11 protein-coding genes, 1 tRNA gene and 1 pseudogene are annotated in these 21,776 nt (G+C 60.5%); 7 read left to right on the top strand and 6 right to left on the bottom strand.

What is annotated here, in order from left to right; genetic code table 11:
* Positions 1–42: 42 nt before the first annotated feature.
* Positions 43–3,678, bottom strand: a pseudogene (gene mfd / locus WM40_RS12895) (transcription-repair coupling factor); the annotation flags it as partial.
* A gap of 348 nt (positions 3,679–4,026) precedes the next feature.
* Here mfd and ispD point away from each other — a divergent pair.
* Both ispD and ispF read left to right on the top strand, forming a co-directional pair.
* Positions 4,027–4,878, top strand: a complete 852-nt coding sequence (gene ispD / locus WM40_RS12890; RefSeq protein WP_082102662.1) for a 2-C-methyl-D-erythritol 4-phosphate cytidylyltransferase — start codon at positions 4,027–4,029, stop codon at positions 4,876–4,878.
* Between the two features lie 13 nt (positions 4,879–4,891).
* Positions 4,892–5,371 (top strand): 2-C-methyl-D-erythritol 2,4-cyclodiphosphate synthase, encoded by a 480-nt coding sequence (gene ispF, locus WM40_RS12885; protein ID WP_024903008.1) that lies wholly within the window; start codon positions 4,892–4,894, stop codon positions 5,369–5,371.
* A gap of 10 nt (positions 5,372–5,381) precedes the next feature.
* Here ispF and WM40_RS12880 read toward each other — a convergent pair whose 3' ends face one another.
* The 5 genes from WM40_RS12880 to WM40_RS12860 form a co-directional block, all read right to left on the bottom strand.
* Positions 5,382–6,782, bottom strand: a complete 1,401-nt coding sequence (locus tag WM40_RS12880; protein WP_046153045.1) for an ATP-binding protein — start codon at positions 6,780–6,782, stop codon at positions 5,382–5,384.
* Positions 6,783–6,785: 3 nt separating this feature from the next.
* Positions 6,786–7,511 carry an osmolarity response regulator transcription factor OmpR gene (gene ompR, locus WM40_RS12875; RefSeq protein WP_024903006.1) on the bottom strand — a complete coding sequence of 242 codons (726 nt, stop codon included), beginning with the start codon at positions 7,509–7,511 and terminating at the stop codon, positions 6,786–6,788.
* Between the two features lie 294 nt (positions 7,512–7,805).
* Positions 7,806–8,777 (bottom strand): squalene/phytoene synthase family protein, encoded by a 972-nt coding sequence (locus tag WM40_RS12870; protein ID WP_046153044.1) that lies wholly within the window; start codon positions 8,775–8,777, stop codon positions 7,806–7,808.
* Between the two features lie 160 nt (positions 8,778–8,937).
* Positions 8,938–9,024 (bottom strand) — tRNA-Leu (locus WM40_RS12865).
* Between the two features lie 176 nt (positions 9,025–9,200).
* Positions 9,201–10,592 (bottom strand): sugar porter family MFS transporter, encoded by a 1,392-nt coding sequence (locus tag WM40_RS12860; RefSeq protein ID WP_024903004.1) that lies wholly within the window; start codon positions 10,590–10,592, stop codon positions 9,201–9,203.
* 592 nt (positions 10,593–11,184) lie between these two features.
* Between WM40_RS12860 and WM40_RS12850 the strand changes: the two genes are divergently transcribed.
* From WM40_RS12850 to lon, 5 genes are all read left to right on the top strand, one after another.
* Positions 11,185–14,394, top strand: coding sequence for a mechanosensitive ion channel domain-containing protein (locus WM40_RS12850; protein WP_157685790.1), 3,210 nt, complete (start codon positions 11,185–11,187; stop codon positions 14,392–14,394).
* 190 nt (positions 14,395–14,584) lie between these two features.
* The gene (tig, locus tag WM40_RS12845; RefSeq protein WP_036009241.1) at positions 14,585–15,907 is read left to right on the top strand and encodes a trigger factor; all 1,323 of its coding nucleotides are present in this window, start codon (positions 14,585–14,587) and stop codon (positions 15,905–15,907) included.
* Positions 15,908–16,245: 338 nt separating this feature from the next.
* Complete coding sequence (gene clpP, locus WM40_RS12840; RefSeq protein ID WP_046153042.1) at positions 16,246–16,923, top strand: ATP-dependent Clp endopeptidase proteolytic subunit ClpP; 678 nt, start codon at positions 16,246–16,248, stop codon at positions 16,921–16,923.
* 613 nt (positions 16,924–17,536) lie between these two features.
* Positions 17,537–18,811, top strand: a complete 1,275-nt coding sequence (gene clpX / locus WM40_RS12830) for an ATP-dependent Clp protease ATP-binding subunit ClpX (protein WP_046153041.1) — start codon at positions 17,537–17,539, stop codon at positions 18,809–18,811.
* Positions 18,812–19,154: 343 nt separating this feature from the next.
* Positions 19,155–21,575 carry an endopeptidase La gene (lon, locus tag WM40_RS12825; protein ID WP_024902998.1) on the top strand — a complete coding sequence of 807 codons (2,421 nt, stop codon included), beginning with the start codon at positions 19,155–19,157 and terminating at the stop codon, positions 21,573–21,575.
* Positions 21,576–21,776: the final 201 nt, after the last annotated feature.

Raw genomic sequence — 21,776 nt, 5'->3', positions numbered from 1 at the left:
GCCGCCGGCCGTCGTGCCGCCCGCAATGTGCGAGGGTGGCACTGGTGCGCCCAGCGCGCGCAGCGTTTCCTTGATCGTCCCCACACGGACTGCGAGGTCCGGACTGCTGGCTTCGATTCTCAGCTTGTCTTGACCCGCCAATTTGATATGGCGGTTCTTCTGGACCATCGTGATGATCCGCATTCCATCGATCGGTGGATTCGGAATGAACTGCAGTGCGATGGCGACCTCCGAGGCATCGATTTTCGCGATGCCCAACGGTCGCGCCTCCAGTCGCAATCGATGAATTTCGACCAGCGCCTGCGCCTGCGGCGGCAGCTTACCGAAGCGATCGATCAACTCTTCATGGACCGTATCCACGGCCGTTGCAGTCTCGCAGTTTGCCAGACGTTTGTACAGTGACAAACGTTCTTGCACATCGGTGCAATAGTCGGAAGGCAGAATTGCCGGTACATGCAAGTTTATTTCGGTCGTGGCCGCCAACGGCGATATCAAGTCGGGTTCGCGGCCGGCCTTCAATGCGTTGACCGCATCGGCCAGCATTTCCGTATAGAGCTGGAAACCGATCTCGGTGATGTCGCCGGACTGCTTGTCGCCCAATACCTCGCCTGCGCCCCGGATTTCCAGATCGTGCATGGCCAGATAGAAACCCGATCCCAACTCCTCCATCTGCTGAATCGCTTCCAGTCGACGCGTTGCCTGCGTGGTCAAGCCGTCGACATCCCGTACCAGCAGGTACGCATACGCTTGATGGTGCGAACGCCCGACGCGGCCGCGCAACTGGTGCAACTGTGCCAATCCGAAGCGGTCCGCGCGATGGATCAGGATCGTGTTGGCACTCGGCACGTCGATCCCGGTTTCGATGATCGTTGTGCAGAGCAACACGTTATAGCGCCGGCCCGTGAAGTCTCGCATGACGCGTTCGAGTTCGCGTTCATGCATCTGGCCGTGGGCGACGACGATGCGCGCTTCCGGGACCAGCGCCTCGAGCATTTCGCGCCGTGCGTCGATCGTTTCGACCTCGTTATGCAGGAAGTAGACCTGGCCGCCGCGCTTCAGTTCACGCAGCATGGCTTCGCGAATCACGCTGTCTTCCTCGCGACGCACGAAGGTCTTGATCGCCAGCCGCTTTTGCGGCGCCGTTGCAATGACCGAGAAGTCCCGCAGCCCCTCCAGCGCCATGCCCAGCGTTCTCGGAATCGGCGTGGCGGTCAATGCCAGCATGTCGACTTCCGCGCGCAGCGCCTTCAATTGCTCCTTCTGCCGCACGCCGAAACGATGTTCTTCGTCGATCAGCACCAGACCGAGGCGTTTGAATTTCGCGTCGCCAGAGAGTAGCTTGTGGGTACCGATGACGATGTCGACGGTACCGTCGGCCATTGCCTGCAGTGCCGCCGTTGTTTCCTTGCCGGTGCGAAAGCGTGACAATTCGGCGATACGGATCGGCCATTGCGAGAATCGGTCCGAGAAGGTCTGCGCGTGCTGCTCGGCGAGTAGTGTCGTCGGGCAGAGCAGGGCGACCTGTTTGCCGCCCATGACCGCGATAAAGGCGGCACGTAACGCAACTTCGGTCTTGCCGAACCCGACGTCGCCGCAGACCAGCCGGTCCATCGGCCGGCCGCTTGTCATATCGGCGATCACCGCGGCAATCGCGGCGGCCTGGTCCGGGGTTTCTTCGAAGCCGAAGGTTTCCGCGAACGCCTCGTAGTCGCGCGGCGATAGATCGAACGCATGGCCTTGACGCATCGCGCGCCGTGCATACAGGTTGAGCAACTCGGCCGCGGTATCGCGGATTTGCTGCGCCGCACGGCGCTTGGCCTTTTCCCATTGGCCTGAACCCAGCGCATGAAGCGGCGCGGTCTCAGGGTCCGCACCGCTATAGCGCGAGATCACGTGAAGTTGCGAAACCGGCACGTAGAGTTTGCTGGCGCCGTTGTATTCAAGATGCAGGAATTCGGTCTCGCCTTCTCCCATGTCCATTGTGACCAAGCCGTGATAACGGCCAATGCCGTGCTGGCTGTGGACAACCGGATCGCCGATCTTGAGTTCCGACAGATCCCGCACCATCGAGTCGACCGAACTGGCCTGCTCCTGGCGTCGACGGCCGGCACGGCGCGCGATCTGTCCGTATAGTTCCGTTTCGGTGATCAGGGCGATCCGTTCGTCCGGCAATGTGAAACCGGACGCGAGCGGAGCAATGCCCAGCGCGAAGGTCGTCGCCTGTTTCGCCGCGGCGTTCTTCGTTGCCGGAAGTCCCCCGAGGAAAGCGGCAAAGTCATCGAGCAGGACCGGCTTAAGGCCGGCGTCGTTGAGCATTTGCACGATCGTCTCGCGCCGGCCCGCGGATTCCGCCGCGAGGAACACGTGTCGTCCCGGCTTCGACACGAAGGCACGCAACGCGCTGACGGGATCGTCCGCATGGCGGTCGACGGCAAGCAGTGGCAGCGCGGTCGCGAAAGCGTGTCCGGGTGTACCGGCGGCGGCGTCCGTATCGGCATGTGCGGCATCCGGCGCGTCGGATGCCGTGGTGTGCGCCGGGGCAGTCGTCGTCGCGGCGTCGGTGTCGCCACGGGGACGTGTCAGCGCCAGCCGTGCAAAGGGCCTGGCCCGCGTGAAGAAATCCTCGGCAGAGAGAAACAGGCGTTCCGGCGGCAGCAGCGGCCGGTCGCGATCGTGCCCCAGGAAGCCGAAGCGCTGGCGCGTGTCGTTGCTGAAGCGGGTGATGGCTGCTTCGATATCGCCGAGCATGATCAAGTGCGCGTTCGCCGGCAGGTAATCCAGGAACGTGGCGGTTTCATCGAAAAACAGCGGCAGGTAGTACTCGATGCCGCCGGGCGGTACGCCATTGCCGATATCACGATAAATCGTCGAACGACTCGGGTCCCCTTCGAACACCTCCCGCCAACGGCGCCTGAAGGCCGTCCGTGCCGTTTCGTCGAAGGGAAATTCCCGGCCGGGCAGTAACCGCACATCGGGAACCGGGTACAGGCTGCGCTGCGAGTCCGGATCGAAGGCGCGGATCGATTCGACTTCATCGTCAAACAGGTCGATCCGGTAGGGCAGCGGCGAGCCCATCGGAAAGAGGTCGATGAGGCTGCCTCGTACGCAGTATTCGCCGGGCCGCATCACCTGGCTGACGTGCTCATAGCTGGCCAGCGTCAATTGTGCCTTCAGGCGGGCCTCGTCGAGCTGGGCCCCCTGCTTGAAGGCGAACGTGTAGGCGGCCAGGAACGAGGCCGGTGGCATCCTGTAGGTCGCGGTGGTGGCCGGGATGATGACGATGTCGCAACGGCGCTCGCCGATTGCGCTCAACTCGTGCAGCGTCGCCAGTCGTTCCGAGATCAGATCCTGGTGTGGCGAGAACGAGTCGTAGGGCAGTGTTTCCCAGTCCGGCAGCATGCGGATGCGCAAGCCCGGTGCAAAATACGGCAATTCCGTCGCCAGTCGCTGCGCATCGAGCGCATTCGCGCAAACAACGGCGAGCGTGCCCGGTGCGTTTGCGTCAGCGCCGGTTTGTACAGTAGCGCGCCCATTTGCCGTCTCACCCGACAACCGGTGCGGCGCGTAGGCGGCGAAGTAGCGTGCGATCAACAGCGCATCGGAAGAGCCGGGCGGCGTGCTGACGGCATAGCGCTTGCCTGCCTTGACCAATGGGACCGGCGATCCGGCCGCGGTCATCGCCGCAAAGGCACTTGCGGCGGCGGCCTGCGCCTGGGGATCCGGGATTGCGGCTGGGTCGGCCGATGGATTGGCGTTCGACGTGGGGGTGCCTGCGCGTGCGCGTGCGCCTCGCTGGGAGGATTTAGACGTATCTTGCATAGTGTTCCGTTCGGCGCGCCGGAGGGTGTGGCGTGTCGTGCGGCAGGGGCCGCGCGACACGTTGCACCGGTGCGAAGAACATTATTATAGAATCCGTCGGCGTTGCTGGCGTTTCTCGAGTTTTTCTATCCGCCCGGTTGGAAGATCGGGATGGACGAATACAGCGATGAGAGGCAGCAGGTTCTGTATTCCTAGACAACGGACAAGATGGTTGAACCTCCGGTATTTGATGGCGGCAACGCCGATTCCGACGCATCGCCCACGATCGTGGCGGCAACGGGCGGCCGCGGCACCCAGGGGCGTGCTGCGCATGCCCGGCTCTTTGCGTTGATTCCGTGCGCCGGTACCGGCACGCGGGCGGGCGGCGGCCTGCCCAAACAATATCGCAGCGTGGCGGGACGCAACATGCTGTATCACGCGTTGGCGGCATTCGACGCGTGCGCCGAGTTTGCGCAGACGTTGATTGCGCTGTCGCCGGATGATACCGCCTTCGATCCGCGTCGTTTCGAAGGGTTGCGCTACGCGATCAGGCGATGCGGCGGAGACAGCAGGCATGCCACCGTACGCAATGGCTTGACGGTGCTACAGTCTGATTTCGGTGCCCAGCCGCATGACTGGGTATTGGTGCACGATGCCGCGCGTCCCGGCGTGACCCCGGCACTGATCCGGACGTTGATTGCCGCCGTCAGCGGTGATTCGGTCGGGGGCATCGTCGCATTGCCCCTTGCGGATACCCTGAAACGTGAACGTCTCATCGTGGAAGCGGCTGGCACGGGTGGCGCGAACGACGTGCCGGGCCAGGTGCGTATCGCCCATACCGAGCCGCGCGACGGACTCTGGCTCGCGCAAACGCCGCAGATGTTCCGTCTCGGTTTATTGCGTGACGCGCTTGACGCGGCGAACACGACCGGCCGCGTGGTGACGGACGAGGCCAGTGCAATTGAAGCGGCCGGCTATGCTCCGCAGCTCGTTCGGGGTCATATGCGCAATTTCAAAGTTACCTATCCGGAGGATTTCGCCTTGGCCGAAGCGTTTTTGCAGGCCAGGCAGTCCTCCTAGTCAGGAAGAGCAGATGAAGATTCGAGTAGGACAGGGGTATGACATCCACGCGTTGGTGCCGGATCGTCCATTGATCATTGGTGGCGTCCGGATTGCCTATGATCGCGGCTTGCTGGGCCATTCAGATGCGGACGTTTTGCTGCACGCCATCACGGACGCCCTGTTCGGCGCCGCCGGCCTTGGCGATATCGGCACCCATTTCCCAGACACGGCGGTGGCATTCAAGGGCGCTGACAGCCGCGTGCTGCTGCGCGAGGCCGTGACACGCGTGACAGCGCGCGGATGGCGCATCGAGAACGTGGACAGCACCGTCATTGCCCAGCAACCAAAGTTGGCGACCTACATGCCGGAAATCCGGAAGACGATCGCGGAGGATCTGGGCATTGCGGTGGACGCTATCAACGTCAAGGCGAAAACCAACGAAAAACTCGGTGCATTGGGTCGCACCGAAGGCATTGCGGCGCAAGCGGCCGTGTTGCTGCTGCAGGACTGACGCGCCTGGATCAGGCTAACGCATCGCCGCTGGTCGCAAGCCCTCCTGCAGGGCTGCCAGCCTGATGCACGATGGGGAAGACCAGCGTGATTTCCAGCCCTGGCCCGGGGTCGCGATTGGCAAGGCGCATCATCCCGCGGTGCCGCGTCACCAGGCGTTGCACGATGGCCATGCCGAGTCCGGTGCCGTCCGCCTTGGTCCGTGCTTCATCCACGCGATAGAACGGGCGGGTGATCAGCGGCAGTTGTGCTTCCGGAATGCCGGCGCCAGCATCGGCCACGGTCAGTATCGCCCGGTCGTCGGCGGTCGCGGCCAGCCGTAGCGATACATGGGTTTTACCGTCCTCACTTCGACCATATTTCTTTGCATTCTCGACGAGGTTGTCGACGATTCTTCGCATATCGGTCGGCTCGGCCTCGACGACCACGTCCTCCACCAGTTCAAGAGCTTCGAGTATCACCTGGTCATCGCTACCGAGCCGCGCGGCGATGTCGCGGCACATGCCGGTAAGGTCGAAACGCTCCATGCCACGCTGGCCGGGGCGAGCATAATCGAGGAAGCGACCAATGATGCGGTCCATCTGCTCGATGTCATCGACCATGGCGTCCTTGGTCGCCTCGTCGGCGGGGCTCATCTCGGTCTCAAGACGCAGTCGCGCGAGCGGAGTACGCAGATCGTGCGAAATGCCTGCGAGCATCAGCGCGCGATCCGTCTCCAATTGTTCGAGGTCCCGCACCATCTGGTTGAAGCTGCGATTGGTATCGGCGGCCACGCCGAGGCCCCGTTCCGGTAGCGGTTCCGGCATCTGTCCCGAACCGACTTTCCGTGCGGCGCGTGCGAGGCGGGCAAAAGGACGATTGACAAGACTTGTAATGAACGCGGCGCCGAAGAGCGACAGCGCCAAGGCGAACACCCCCCATCCTAGCCATTGGAGTCCCGAGGCGTTGTCGAGTTGGTCTCGATTCAGGGACACCCAATAATCGTCATCGTCGATCTTGAAACTGATCCATACCCCGGGGATCCCGTTGACCGACGACGCAATGGCGGTGTCGTCGCCGAGGCGTTTGCGCAGTTCGAGTTCGATCAGCCGATTGACGGGATCGTCGGGCTGCCGCGTGAATCGGTCAGCCGTTTCGCGCGGATAGACCCGCACCCCTTCATTGCTTTCCAGGTCTTGCAGCAACGCGCGACGCAAGTCCGGATCCGAATACAGCAACGCGGTACGAGTCAGTTTGACGATGGAGACGAGTTGGAGCGCCACGCGCTGCGCACGTGGCTCGCGTTCGATCACGCGGAAGCTCTGGAACCAGGCGGTCAGGCTAACGGTAATCAGGAGCGCGATCAGCAGGAACGTGCGCCAGAACAGACCGCCGAAAGCCAGCGACAGCAGACGCCGATCGATTCTGACCAAGACTTACGCTGCTCCGTCGGGGATGAAGACGTACCCCAGGCCCCAGACCGTTTGGATAAAACGCGGACTGCTAGGATCGGGTTCGACCAACTTGCGCAAACGGGAGATTTGCACGTCCAGGCTACGATCAAAGACCTCGTATTCGCGGCCGCGCGCCAGTTCCATCAGTTTTTCGCGTGACAAAGGTTGGCGTGGATGGCGGGCAAATACCTTCAGCACTGAAAATTCACCCGTCGTTAGCGGGATTTCCTGTCCGGCCTTCGTAAGCGTGCGGGTAGCCAGATTCAGCGAGAATTCGCCGAATTCGAATACCTCGGTGGTTTCCGACGGTGCGCCCGGTAGTTCGGCCGGCGCGCGGCGGCGCAGCACCGCGTGGATACGGGCCACCAGCTCGCGCGGATTGAACGGCTTTGGCAGATAATCGTCCGCACCCATTTCCAAGCCGACGATACGATCGACGTCTTCGCCTTTCGCGGTCAACATGATGATGGGCGTACGGTCATTTCCGCCACGCAGACGGCGGCAGATGGACAGGCCGTCTTCGCCGGGAAGCATCAGATCCAGAACGAGTAGATCGAATCGCTCGCGAACCCAAAGCTTGTTCATCGACGGGGCATTTTCCGCCACGTAGACGTTGAAGCCTTGTTCCCCGAGGTAGCGGCGCAGCAGGTCGCGAAGACGGGGATCGTCATCGACGACAAGTATTTTTGATGGGCTTTTATTTTCCATGTCGTCATCTTATCGCGGTTTTGCCGCGTGTACGATTTGCAAAATGAACGGATTTACAAAGCGTTACGTGATTTACCAATGGCGCCGGAGGCCGTCAGCCTTTCCCGCGCCATGCGTTGGATGACCATCACCCGGACCGCGCCCCGAAAGGCGTGTTGCGTAACCCCTTACGCCGGCCCGAACGTTAGCGAACATCCCTCCGACATTGTGTCACGACTCTTGCCTGGCGCGCTTGCGGCAAACAGCGATGCGAGTCTCCCCAGTGAGCGGTCGCGTGGATGCGTGCGACCGGCCTTACCTGGAGCCCCACCAGGACGCGAGGAGATTGCGCACGGGTGTCAGCGCAATGCGCTGATGTAAAACTTGTACGCCATCGCGCAGAACCTCGTCAAGCAAACGCTGCGCCATCGCTGCTTCGGCAAGTAGAACCCTGTGGTGTCGCCTGCGTTGCCGTGGAATGGCAGGCGCGGCTGCACGAGCAGCAAGCAACCCGTCCCGGGCGCGATTTGCTTGTTCCAGGAGCAGCGCCAACATGGCCGGTGTATAGCGTCGGTTGAGGACGTCCGAGGCCGGGACCTGATGCGTTTGCATGTCATCAACTGGCAAATAAATACGCCCATGCCGTGCATGATCGCCAATCAACGTGATCACGTTCGCAAGCCGGGTGGCAGCGCCCAATGCGATCGCCCATTCCGGCAGGTCGGCATCGGTCAAGGCCGGTGCGCTGCTACTGGACGTGTCCGGGCCTTGCATTATCGACGTATCGAGTCGCGGTGCACGGCCGGTATTCGATAGCGTGGGCGTATGCTGACGATCGGGCTCGCCGTTGGCGGCATCGCTGCAATACGCCAGTATGCCGGCGATGCGTCCACTGCTTTCCCGGAAGTGGCGTTGCAAGGCCGCAAAATCCAGATAGCGCGCCTTTTCCACATCCTCGCGATGGGCGTCGATAACGGCGATCAGCAGCGGCGCCAGTCGTGGCAGCCAGCCACCGGGCGCGGTTGCCAGGGCCTGCGTGGCAGGATGGGTAGGCGGCCGGCCTGGATCGGCGCTGGCGGCTGTCGCTATTTCCTGTGCCCACCAGGCGAGCTTGGCTTGAGCGATCGATGGATCACTCGCCTGCGTTACCGTGTCCTCCCATTCCTGGCGTAGCGTGAACAACGGCATGAATAGTGGCCGTTGCGACAGGGACGCGTAGCGTAGCGCATAGTACGCGGGAGAGCCTGGAGGGGCCGCTTGCTGCTGACAATAATCGATTGGATTCACGCGGGAAGAGACTGAATTTTTCCGGCTATCGAGAGGCAACAGGCATGGAGAGGGCCCAGCTTGATGGCGAATAAAAGCAAAAATGGGTCGAAGACATACTAACGCTGTAGTACGCCTTCAACCCATCGTCAGCGCAAGTAATTGCGCTGATGCAAATTTATGGTGCGAGGAGCGGGACTCGAACCCGCACACCATTGCTGGCGTCAGGACCTAAACCTGGTGCGTCTACCAATTTCGCCATCCTCGCACGCTTGTTCATGTCGCATCGCCAGACGCTCCATGAACAGCCGGCGAGTATACCAGAGCGGCGGCTGGGCAGCTAATCATTTTGTCCGGCCGCCAGAGCCCTCCGTCCCGCAGGGAAGGCGGCCGTCCCCATCGATACGGGAGGGGCGCATTCGCATCGTCTCGATTGCGCGCGGATTAGCGGCCGAGGTTGCGCAGAGCCTTGCCCGCGAACAAGTTGCGTTCGATATGTTCGAGCGATACCCCTTTCGTTTCCGGCACCAGGAAAATCGTGAGAAGGATGAAGATCGCATTCATGACGGCGTAACCGGCAAATGTCGCTGGTGCACCATAGTCGTTGATAAACGTCAGGAACGTTGCGCCGGCTGCCATGTTGGCGATCCAGTTGGTGAACGTGGAGATGCCAATCCCGAAATCACGGCCCTTGGTCGGTTGGATTTCCGAACAGAGGATCCAGATCAGCGGACCTGCCGACATGGCGAAGCCGATGATGAAGATCAGCAGGGTTGCGGCCGCCGTCATTTGTTGTGCCGGCGTATGCACGCCGAGGTGCAGCAACAGACTCAGCGTGCCCATGCCCGCCGCCATGACGACAAAGCCCGTGTAGAGGATCGGCTTGCGGCCCCAGCGATCGACCAGGCCGATTGCGATAAAGGTGGCAGCGACGTTGACCGCGCCGACCAGCACCGTGCCCATCAATTGATCGTGGGCGCTATCGTAGCCCGCCAAGCCGAAAATACGCGGTGCGTAGTACATGACCACGTTGATGCCGGTCAACTGTTGCATGACTTGCAGCAAGATGCCCAGCCCGATCGAGCGACGGAAGTTCGGATTGGCCTTCAGCAAGGAAAATCCTTCCTGTTTGACACGCAATTGCTCCTTGATTTCATTCACTTCCTGCTGCGCCGTTTCACGGTCGGGGCGCAATTGCAGCAGCACGTCGAACGCTTCCTGTTCGCGCCCGCGCATCATCAACCAACGGGGGCTGCGTGGCAACACGAGCACGCCCAACAGGAGCAATGCCGCAGGGAACGCGATCACGCCTAGCATCCAGCGCCAGTTACCGGTAGCCGATAGCGCCGTGTTCGAAATGAACGCGGCAAGAATACCCACCGTGATCATCAACTGATACAGCGAAATCATCGCGCCGCGCACCGAGTGGGGTGCGATCTCGGACAGGTATAGCGGTGCGGTGAATGACGCGATACCCACTGCCAGGCCTAGTATGATCCGCCCGAAGATCAGCGCCGTAGGCGACCAAGCAAAGCCACAAATCAGCGAGCCCCCGACAAAAAGGATGGCGCCCAGTACCAGCGAGTACTTTCGGCCCAGTTGCCAGGAGAGGTAGCTCGCCAGCACGGCCCCAACGGCGGCGCCGAACATCATGGAGCTGACAATCCACTCCTGCATCTTGTCGGAAATCTCATAGGTCTTCGCGATAAACGGCAAGGCACCTGAGATTACGCCAATGTCCAGGCCGAAAAGAAGGCCGGCGAGAGCGGCCATCACACACGTAAAAATGACTTTGGCGCGCGAAGCGTTAGGCGCCGTTGCCGATAATGTATTCAAATGCTGTCTCCTGCGGCATCCGGCCTTAAGCCGGCATGCCGCGCTGTGTTGATCCTGCGGCAACCCGCACGCCGCGTGTTTTTATGCGTTCCAGCAAATGCCTGGATCGCGATTGGCTCGCGACCGGGAGTTTGCCAGAACTACCGGTCTCATCAAGCAATTTGTACGCCAATCTTGCCATGAACCGAAACAAAATGCGCGCAGGGTTCGTCCGAGCAGTACAAATTACGCTGACGAAATCCGAGGTTGCCAATCTTCCGGGATGGTTGCCAACACTGCTTTTCCATGCAATCGCATAAAATTGATGTGCGTTTTATTAGGCGTTTCCGGTGCAACGGTGTATTTCTGTCTTCTTTTGTAAAAAAGTGGCGATCAAGCGGTTCAGACGTTTCGGAATATGTCTTGCAAAACGGCAATCGCCGCGAGGGTGGGAAAAGCTGTAACAATAAGATTAGAGGATCAATGAGTGATGTGCCTGTCTCGATCGATGCTGTGGGGTTGTCGCCATCGATTTAAGAAGGCGGGTTCGGTTCTCATTGCTCTGTCCACGGACCATCGCGGTGCTTGCGCACCGCGTCTTACGCGACATCCGATGTCTATACGTTTTTTGTCTTCCGCATCCATCGTGACGCCTTGCATGCGCGCCGCAGATGCCGATATCGCCTTGCCTCATGATTCTCCGGGCCTGGGTCGCCATGCCTTTGGGAGCGTGTGCTCCCGCATGGCGATGCTGTCGATCACCGCGCTCTTCGCGTTGGGTCTGTCGACATCGCCAGTCAACGCGCAGGGCATGTCCAGCGCCGCTGCGTCTGCCGCGAGCGCGCGTCATGATCCATTCATGTCAACCGCCACGCCGTCGGCACCGGCGTCCGGCACGGCAATGCCAACGGATACGGTCGATGCGCACGGCAGTGCGCTGGCGGCCAGCGGCGTGCCACCAGCGGCGTCGGATACGCAGGCGTCGAGTGCCGCCTCGGCGCGCCCGATTCTCACCGCGAGTGATGTATCCCCCGCGACGGCGCAGCGTGCGCTGCGGGTGCTGCAAGACAGTCGTGAGCGGGAAGAAGCGGTGCATACGCTACAGGCCATCGCGGCGGTGTCGCCGGCCGCACCCGCCCTGGGCGCCAATGCGGCAAGTGGCGCAGCCACCTCTGCCCCGCATGCGGCCTCGGTTGTTGCACCCGTCGCCCCGCAACCGGTTGCATCCACGTCATCAGCACCGGCCGCAGCGGCGACGAGCGCGGTGGCAACCTCCTCGGCGTCGGCGGCATCGGCGGCATCCGCCAGCGCACCACTCGAGGCAAATGGCCTGATTGCGCAGTTGCTGCGCCTAGTGGCGCATTGGGCGGACGGGATGAGCGATCAGATCCAAAAAGTCGCACAGTCGGTCGTGACTTTTCCGGCATTCCTGGCATGGCTGGCCGCAACGTTCAGCACCTCGCGCGGACAATCCCTTGGCTGGCAAAGTCTGGAGGCGCTCGGCGCCGTTTTCGTCGTGGGCCTGGCATTGGAGTGGGGGTTGCGCTTTGCGTTGAAGCGGCCGCGGGCGGCGCTCGTGCGTCAGGCCGATGCGGTAGAGCTTCGTGCAATCTCACGGGAGCGCGCGCGTGAAATGGCGGCGCGCAAGCGTGAGATCCAGGAGGCCCGTGACGAAAGGCTGGCGCAGGCCGCCGCGGAGGCAGCCAGCCGGGAACGCGGGGACGATGCCGCCAAAAGCGGCGGCACGCCGTCCACTGATGATGCGCATACGACGTTGCCCATCGATCGCGACAAGGTCGGGGCCGTCGCGACGAAGGCCACGCAGGCGGGCGCTGTTCCCGCGGCAGAGGGCGCAACGAAAGGCGTGCCCACTGACGTCGCCCTCGTGCTGACCGTTGTTGACGGAGAGGAGCGCATCGAAGCGGTGCCGGTGGATGCCGGCGATGGCGTACCCGTGCGCACGGATGACGACGAGGATCATGCCGGCAAGTCGGGGAAAGCGCAGCGTGATGGTGGTGATGACAAGGATGATCCCCAGATGATCGAGGCGGCGCGCAAGGCGGCCGCCGAATCCGCGCGGCACTGGAGCACGCTGCGACATGCCCCGTTCGCGATAGCGATGCTGCTCGTCGAGTTGCTGCCGCCGTTGCTGTTCTTCTTCGCCGCGGGACTGATGCTGCGCTGGGTCGACGTCGACAGCGCACGCATCGACGATATGACCGACGCTTTCATCGATGCGTATCTAACGACGCGCGTCACCATGATCGTGATCCGGCTCTTGTTCGCTGCGGACGCCAGGGGCATGCGGTTGCTCGATGTGACGCGAGATACCGCCGAAGTTGTTGAACGCTGGGTGCGGGCCGTCATCGTCGTCGCGGCGTTCGGTGTCGCGCTGGTGAAAGCGGGGGCGGCGTTTGGTGCAAGTCATCAGGGCCAGATCGCATTCATGAAGCTGGTTTCGCTGATCGTTCACACGTGCATCGTGGTGCTGATCTTGCGAACGCGTGACGCCGCCGGCCGTGCGATCGCGGGAGCCAGGGATGCCAAGGGATCGGTTGCCGGCGTCCGGCGTTGGCTGGCGGACGTGTGGCCTATTTTCGGGTGTTTTGTCGTCATCACGGTCTGGGTGGTCTTTGCGCTGGGCGTGGAGGACGGTTTTCAGAAACTCGTGCATTTTATCGGCACGACGGTGGGCATCATCGTGGGTGCCCGCTTGCTGGCAATCGTGTTGTTGGGTGGGTTGGGGCGTCTATTCCGCCGCGAGGCGCGGGATGAGGAGGAGGAGGTCAGCGCCAGCGCCAAACTCACGAATCGCTATTACCCCATCATCCGGGCGGTCGTGACGGCGTTACTGATCGTGTGCGCGGGTGTCACGTTGCTCCAGGCGTGGGGGTATGACGCGATTGCGTGGTTTACGCGGGGTACCGTTGGACGCAACCTGACATCGGCGATGCTGACGATCGGCATCGCGGCGCTTATCGCCGTCTTTGTGTGGGAGTCCGCGAATATCGGGGTGGAGCGGCGCCTGAAACGTTGGCATGATCGTGGCGACACGGTTCGCGCGGCGCGCCTGCGTACGTTGCTGCCAATGCTCCGCACGAGCCTGTTCATCTGTATTCTCCTGATCGTTGGGCTCACCGCGTTGAATGAGATTGGCATCAACACCACGCCATTGCTCGCGGGGGCCAGCATCATCGGCGTGGCGCTCGGATTTGGCTCGCAGAAGCTGGTGCAGGATTTCATCACCGGGATTTTCCTGCTGATGGAAAATGCCATGCAGGTAGGCGACTATGTGACGGTGGCCGGTGTCTCCGGCAACGTCGAGAACTTGTCGATTCGGACCGTGCGCCTGCGGGGTAGCGACGGGTCTTTATACATCGTGCCGTTCAGTTCGGTCTCCACGGTGAACAATGTAAATCGAGGGTTGGGCAACGCGGCTGTTCGCGTGAGTTGTGCCTACGATACCGATGTTGACCGCGTCATTGCCGAACTGAAGAAAATGGGTGCGGCCATGCGCGAGGACCCGGATTTCAAGGACCTGATCATCAACGATCTGGAGATCTGGGGTGTCGACGCGGTCGACGGCGCATCGGTTACCGTGGCAGGCCAATTCCGCTGTCTCGACAGAGGTCGCTGGGGCGTGCAGCGTGCGTTTAACAAACGCATCTACGAGCGTTTCCGCGAACTCGGCATTGAGATCGCCAACCCGCGCATCAATTACTGGGCCGATGCTTCTGGCGACAGTGGCGCGCATGGCCGGCAAGGCGATGTGGGACCGCGGATGCCCGGGCGGCCCGCGAAATCGTCGGAAGCGGCGGAATAGTTTGCTAGAATAGAGCGCTTTAACGCTCAATGCACAAGCCCTGGGCGCGCGCCACGCCGTTTTGCGTGGTGTGATGCAAACGGTTTTTCCAGCGATATCCAGGTCCTAGCGGATCTTGGCATCGGAAAGGCCGCGCGAGTTAGGCGGCGCTACCGCCCGGGCGAGAATTTAAGAGAACGGATCGGAATCCATGGCAAACGTTGTAGAAACGCTCGGCAAGCTCGAACGGCGCGTCACGATCTCGGTGCCGCGCGATGCGGTGCAGCAAGAGGTTGACGGTCGTCTGCGTCAAATCGCGAAAACCTTCCGCATGCCGGGCTTTCGCCCCGGCAAGGCGCCAATGAAGGTGGTTGCATCGCAATATGGTGGTCAAGTCCAGGCGGAAGTGCTGAGCGACAAGGTCGGCAGCGCTTTCTTCGAGGTGCAGCAGGCCGAAAAACTCAAGGTTGCGGGTCAACCGCGTTTCGAGCCGAAGGTGTCCGCCGAGGGCGCAGACGAAGCCGCTATCGCGTTTGACGCGACATTCGAGGTCTACCCCGAGATCACGCTTGGTGACGTTGCCACGGCGGAAGTGAAGCGCACCGTCACCAATATCGGTGATGACGAAGTGACGCGCACGCTGGATATCCTGCGCAAGCAGCGCGTGACGTTCGCGCCGCGCGGCGAAGGCGAGAAGGCGGCGGACGGAGACCGGGTGACGGTCGATTTCGTCGGCAAGATCGACGGTGAGGCATTCGCCGGAGGTTCGGCGGAAGATTTCGTCTTCACGCTGGGTGAAGGCCGGATGCTGCCGGAATTCGAGAAGGCATCGATTGGTTTGGGTGTCGGTGAGTCGCGCGAGTTCGACCTGGCCTTTCCAGAGGACTACCACGGTAAGGATGTTGCCGGTAAGACCGCGCAGTTCACCGTCACGATCAAGCAGATCGAACTGCCGCAGTTGCCGGAGCTTGACGGAGAGTTCGCCAAGACGCTGGGTGTGGCCGACGGCGACATCGACAAGATGCGCACGGAAGTAAAGGATAATCTTGAGCGCGAAGCGAAGCGTCGTGCCCAGGCGGAGTTGAAGAACAGCGTGATGGATGCGTTGTTGAAGCTGGCGACGGACCTGGAAGTGCCGAAGGCGCTGGTGGAACAAGATCAGCAACGCTTGGTGGAACTGGCGCGGCAGGACCTGGAGCAACGGGGCGTGCCGAACGCGAAGGATGCACCGATTCCGGCGGAAATGTTCCGCGAGCAGGCGGAGCGCCGCGTCAAACTGGGTCTGATCCTGGCCGAGCTGGTAGCAGCCAACGACTTGAAGGCAAAGCCGGACCAGATCCGAAAGGAAGTGGAAGAGTTCGCGAAGAGCTACGAAGATCCGAAGGAAGTCGTGCGTTGGTATTACTCGAATCAACAACGGTTGTCCGAAATGGAAGCGTATGTTGTCGAGAATAACGTCGTTGAATTCGTGACGTCGCGAGCAAAGGTGACGGACGAGGAAGTGCCTTTTGAAAAGCTGGGCGCAACGGCCTGATCGGGGATCTCACTGACCCTAGCGACGTTGCATGAGCGCACGGCGGGGGCGCACCACGGATTTCCGCGGCGCGCCTTTGTCGTTTGTACGGTGCGCTATGCCGCGTGGCGGCAATGTATCGCGCCGCGTGGCTATTGTGAAGTGCGGGGCACGGCCCCATATAGGAAAGAATGGTCCGAGCCGCGTATCATGGCGGCAAGGCCGTACGCTCCGGTGAACGTGCGCGGGTTGTTGTCGTGGGCGGGTGACGATGACAATGCGCGTCGGTGCGCTTCGATGCGGAGACACCGGTTCAGACGTTTCATTCCTGCTAGACATACTCGCAAAGGATCGATCGCATGACGTTTCGCGAAAATTGGCAGTATCCCGCGCAGTGGGGTTCCGCCGCAATTGACGGCGCCCGCGCGGCTTCCGACCTGGAACCGAAGGCACTCGGCCTGGTGCCGATGGTGGTGGAGACCAGCGGTCGCGGTGAACGCGCGTATGACATTTATTCCCGTCTGCTAAAGGAACGCGTCATCTTCCTGGTGGGCGAAGTGAACGATCAGACGGCCAATGTTGTCGTGGCGCAGATGCTGTTTCTGGAAAGCGAGAATCCCGACAAGGAAATCTCGCTATATATCAATAGTCCAGGCGGTTCGGTGTCTGCCGGGATGGCAATATACGACACGATGCAATTCATCAAGCCGAAGGTATCCACGCTATGCATGGGCCTTGCAGCGAGCATGGGCGCCTTCCTGTTGGCTGCCGGTGAGAAGGGCATGCGTCGTGCGCTGCCCAATGCACGCGTGATGATTCACCAGCCGCTGGGTGGTGCGCGCGGGCAGGCGTCCGACATCGAGATTCAGGCGCGCGAAATCCTGTACTTGAAGGAGCGCCTGAACGCGCTGCTTTCGCATCACACAGGCCAGCCAATCGAGCGGATCGCCAGCGATACCGATCGCGATAACTTCATGTCCAGTGAGTCCGCGAAAGATTATGGCCTTATCGATGAGGTGTTGGCGAAGCGGCCCTGATGTTGCTCACGGGTACGTCATCCGGCGGGGGGGGGGTCGGGATGACGGGCGCTAAGTCGGTAGCATTTACCGGATTGGGCTGCCCTTATTGCGATCGATCTCGACACGGTAAAGGATGGGACGCGCCAGGGGGCGGCGGAAGCCGCGCGCCTGGTTTCGCGTTTTAATCCTATCCCTGTCAGTACGTTTCGATCCAGCCAACGTCGTGGCGGCGCGGTGTACAGGTACCATCGCATTCGCGATTGAAACTGCCAGGAATGGGGTTTTTCGCCGTGTCAGTCGCAAAAATGCATCTGTTTGCGTTGTTTTCCAGATGCATTTCGCTCGGCCGCGGATGTCGCGTTCTCATGGCGTAGCACGCGATCATGACAGGCGTGGCGGTCTTCGTTGCTCGGCGCCTGACCATTGCGGCGCGAGAAATAAGCGATGAATCAACGATTTGTCGATAGCGAGAAGGGCTTGTGCCCACGTCGGATTGTCGCCGAGGGCCGGCGGGTGGTGCATCCCTATTCGACCGGATGGTTCGTGTAGAGGGGCGCGGAATGCGCATTTCCTACCGCTTCCGATGAATCGGCGTATGATGAAGTCAACATGTCCGGAGGCATGAATACTTATGGCGGACAAGAAGGTAACGAGCGGCGAAAAGCTGCTGTACTGTTCGTTTTGCGGCAAAAGCCAGCACGAGGTCAAGAAGCTGATCGCGGGCCCCTCGGTGTTCATTTGCGACGAATGTATCGATCTCTGCAACGAGATCATTCGCGATGAGGCGAGCGGTGCGGGAGACGAATCCAACAGTGCGAAGTCCGGACTGCCGGCGCCGCAGGAGATCAGGACGATCCTCGATCAGTATGTGATCGGTCAGGAGCGTGCCAAGAAGATCCTGGCGGTGGCGGTGCACAACCACTACAAACGCCTGAAGCATCTCGCGCCGGGCGGTAACGACGTCGAACTCTCCAAGAGTAACATCCTGCTGATCGGACCAACCGGTTCGGGAAAGACATTGCTCGCACAGACATTGGCGCGACTGCTTGACGTGCCGTTTGTGATCGCCGATGCGACTACGCTGACAGAAGCTGGATATGTTGGCGAGGATGTCGAAAACATCATTCAGAAGTTGCTGCAGAACTGCAATTATGAAGTCGAGAAGGCACAGCGCGGCATTGTCTACATCGACGAAATCGACAAGATCAGCCGCAAGTCGGCCAATCCGTCCATTACCCGTGATGTATCGGGGGAAGGCGTGCAGCAGGCATTGTTGAAATTGGTCGAGGGCACCATGGCCTCGGTGCCACCCCAAGGGGGGCGCAAGCATCCTAACCAGGATTTCATCCAGGTAGACACGACGAATATTCTTTTCGTGTGCGGCGGTGCGTTCGATGGCTTGGAAAAAGTGATTGTCGACCGCACCGAAAAGACCGGCATTGGTTTTGGTGCGGCGGTAAAGACCGCGCTCGAGCGGGACTCTGGCGAGGTGCTCCAGGAAGTCGAACCCGAGGACCTGATCAAGTTTGGATTGATTCCAGAGCTGATCGGCCGTTTGCCTGTGGTAGCGACGCTTGGATCGCTGAACGAGGAAGCACTCATCCGGATTTTGATCGAGCCGAAGAATGCGGTGGTCAAACAGTATCAGAAGCTGTTCGCGATGGAGCGCGTCGAGCTCGAATTGCGTCCCGATGCGCTGCATGCCATTGCGCGCAAATCGATTCGGCGCAAGTCCGGGGCACGCGGTTTGCGGTCTATCCTGGAGCAGGCGTTACTGGACACGATGTACGAGTTGCCGACGTACGAGGGTGTCTCAAAAGTCATCATCGATGCGAATGTCATCGAAGGTGACGGAAAGCCGCTGTTGATTTATGAAGAAACGCCACGCGTCTCGGGATCAAACTGATCCTGGATCGCGGCCCGGTCGGCGGATGGTCACTCATGGTGTTGGATGGTGTGCACCAGCGGCCGACCAGCGCGCCTCCGGCAATATGATGTATGACTTGTCGTCATGGCCGGTCTCCGGCGAATTGTTTTACGTGTTCTTATCGTCAACCTCTCGATGGTGCGGATTGTCGTAAAAATGTGCCCCGTCGTCCTAACCGGCATCTTCGTTCTTTGTCCCGTTGCGTTCCCGCGATCGCTTGACAATGGTACGCCTTCCCGGTTTCCGGGCAGGATGCTCTTGAAAGCGGTCGCAAACGACCCCAACTAGGTTCAAACCCGATTCCATTCATGGGGAAATGAAAATGTCAGGAACCCAACTCCTCCCGTCGGAACCCACCCGCCTGCCGCTGCTCCCGCTGCGGGACGTGGTGGTGTTTCCGCACATGGTAATTCCGCTGTTCGTTGGGCGTCCGAAATCGATCAAGGCCCTTGAGTCCGCGATGGAAGGCGGCAAGCACATCATGCTTGTTGCTCAGAAAGCCGCGGCCAAGGACGAACCGACTGCAAAAGATCTGCATGAGGTAGGGTGTGTTGCCAACATCCTGCAAATGCTGAAACTGCCCGATGGCACCGTCAAGGTGCTGGTGGAAGGTATTCAGCGCGCGAAGACGATATCGATCGAAGAAGAAGAAACGCAATTCACTTGCGAAGCGCTGCCGCTCGACCCGGATCGTGCCGATAGCGCCGAAACGGAAGCGCTGCGCCGCGCGATCGTTTCCCAATTCGATCAATACGTCAAACTGAACAAGAAAATCCCGCCGGAGATTCTGACCTCGCTGTCAGGCATTGACGACGCGGGTCGCTTGGCGGATACAATCGCCGCGCATCTACCGCTCAAGCTGGACCAAAAGCAGAATGTGCTGGAGATGATGCCCGTCATCGAGCGACTTGAGCACCTGCTTGGGCAGCTCGAGTCGGAAATCGACATTCTGCAGGTGGAAAAGCGTATCCGTGGACGTGTGAAGCGTCAGATGGAGAAGAGCCAGCGCGAGTACTACCTGAACGAGCAGGTCAAGGCGATTCAGAAGGAACTCGGAGAAGGCGAGGAAGGGGCGGATCTCGAAGAACTCGAGAAGCGCATCGTCAATGCCAAGATGCCGAAGGAAGCCAAGAAGAAAGCCGATGCGGAGTTGAAGAAGCTGAAGCTGATGTCACCGATGTCGGCGGAAGCGACGGTGGTGCGCAATTACATCGACATTCTGGTAGGCTTGCCATGGCGCAAGAAGAGCAAGGTCAACAACGACCTGGCGAATGCCGAAAAGGTATTGGACGAAGATCATTACGGTCTTGAGAAGGTCAAGGAACGCATTCTGGAATATCTGGCGGTCCAGCAACGGGTAGATAAGGTAAAAGCCCCGATTCTTTGTCTGGTCGGGCCGCCGGGTGTTGGTAAGACATCGCTCGGCCAGTCCATTGCGCGAGCAACAAACCGCAAGTTTGTCCGCATGGCATTGGGCGGCGTGCGCGATGAGGCCGAGATCCGTGGGCATCGCCGGACATATATTGGCTCGATGCCGGGCAAGATCCTTCAAAGCCTGTCGAAGGTGGCTGTGCGTAATCCGCTGTTCCTGCTCGACGAAGTCGACAAGATGGGCATGGATTTCCGCGGTGATCCGTCGTCAGCGTTGTTGGAAGTGCTTGACCCGGAACAGAATCATACGTTTGCGGATCACTATGTTGAGGTGGATTTCGATCTGTCCGATGTGATGTTCGTTGCGACCTCGAACTCTCTGAACATTCCGCCGCCGTTGCTGGATCGGATGGAAGTGATCCGCTTGTCCGGTTATACGGAGGACGAGAAGGTCAGCATCGCGCAGCGTTACTTGCTGCCGAAGCAGAAAAAGAACAATGGTCTCAGGGAAGGCGAGATCGTTGTCGAGGAGAGTGCGGTTCGCGACATCATTCGTTACTACACGCGTGAAGCGGGCGTACGGTCGCTCGAACGTGAAGTCTCGAAGATTTGCCGTAAGGTCGTGAAGTTGCTGCTGCTAAAGAAGGACGAGAAATCGGTCACCGTCAATAGCACGAATCTCGACACGTTCCTGGGCGTGCGCAAGGTGGATTTTGGCCTGGCAGCAAAGGAAAACCAAGTCGGTCAGGTGACGGGTCTTGCGTGGACGGAAGTGGGCGGCGACTTGCTGACCATCGAAGCGGCGACGATGCCTGGCAAGGGCGCGGTTATTCGGACGGGTTCGCTTGGCGACGTGATGAAGGAATCCGTGGAAGCCGCGCGGTCGGTCGTGCGTAGCCGTGCTCGCAAGCTGGGGGTACGAGACGACGCGTTCGAGAAGCGTGACATGCATATCCACGTGCCGGAAGGGGCGACGCCTAAGGATGGTCCGTCCGCCGGCGCGGCGATGACGACGGCCATGGTGTCTGTACTGACTGGCATTCCGGTTCGCGCGGATGTGGCGATGACCGGTGAAATCACGTTGCGTGGCGAAGTATTGCCGATCGGCGGCTTGAAGGAAAAGCTGCTGGCGGCGCATCGTGGCGGTATCAAGCTGGTGCTGATTCCGGAAGACAACGTCAAGGACCTGGCGGACATTCCGGACAACGTGAAGAACAACATCGAGATCGTACCAGTCCGCTGGATCGACAAGGTGCTGGAAATGGCGTTGGAACGGGTGCCTGACGCGCTGCCGGATGAAGAGCCGAAAGAAGTACCCGTAGCGGAAGCCGCGGCGGAGCCGCGCCCCACCAGCGGTGTTGTGAAGCATTGATGCTGGCCGGCGGGCCTTAGGGCGTGCCGCCTCCTGCATCAAAGCGTGTTGTATCGAGTAGGGCGCTTGCCGCATGAAAACCGCGATTTCGAAGAGAGATCGCGGTTTTTTTTTGCCCACGCGGTGGTCGTTACCCGCACAAGTATGGATGCATGGCTGTTCAGCAGTTGATGGCGGCCAGGCGCGTCCCTGAGAGCGGGG

This window comes from Robbsia andropogonis (assembly GCF_000970345.1).
GTDB lineage: Bacteria > Pseudomonadota > Gammaproteobacteria > Burkholderiales > Burkholderiaceae > Robbsia > Robbsia andropogonis.
The sequence above is the reverse complement of the archived record's forward strand: the minus strand, read 5'-3'. Positions and strand labels throughout refer to the sequence as shown.

Coding starts and splice junctions, on each gene's coding strand:
- ispD (WP_082102662.1), top strand. CDS start 4,027: ATGGTTGAACCTCCGGTATTTGATGGCGGCAACGCCGATTCCGACGCA.
- ispF (WP_024903008.1), top strand. CDS start 4,892: ATGAAGATTCGAGTAGGACAGGGGTATGACATCCACGCGTTGGTGCCG.
- ompR (WP_024903006.1), bottom strand. CDS start 7,511: ATGGAAAATAAAAGCCCATCAAAAATACTTGTCGTCGATGACGATCCC.
- WM40_RS12850 (WP_157685790.1), top strand. CDS start 11,185: ATGTCTATACGTTTTTTGTCTTCCGCATCCATCGTGACGCCTTGCATG.
- tig (WP_036009241.1), top strand. CDS start 14,585: ATGGCAAACGTTGTAGAAACGCTCGGCAAGCTCGAACGGCGCGTCACG.
- clpP (WP_046153042.1), top strand. CDS start 16,246: ATGACGTTTCGCGAAAATTGGCAGTATCCCGCGCAGTGGGGTTCCGCC.
- clpX (WP_046153041.1), top strand. CDS start 17,537: ATGGCGGACAAGAAGGTAACGAGCGGCGAAAAGCTGCTGTACTGTTCG.
- lon (WP_024902998.1), top strand. CDS start 19,155: ATGTCAGGAACCCAACTCCTCCCGTCGGAACCCACCCGCCTGCCGCTG.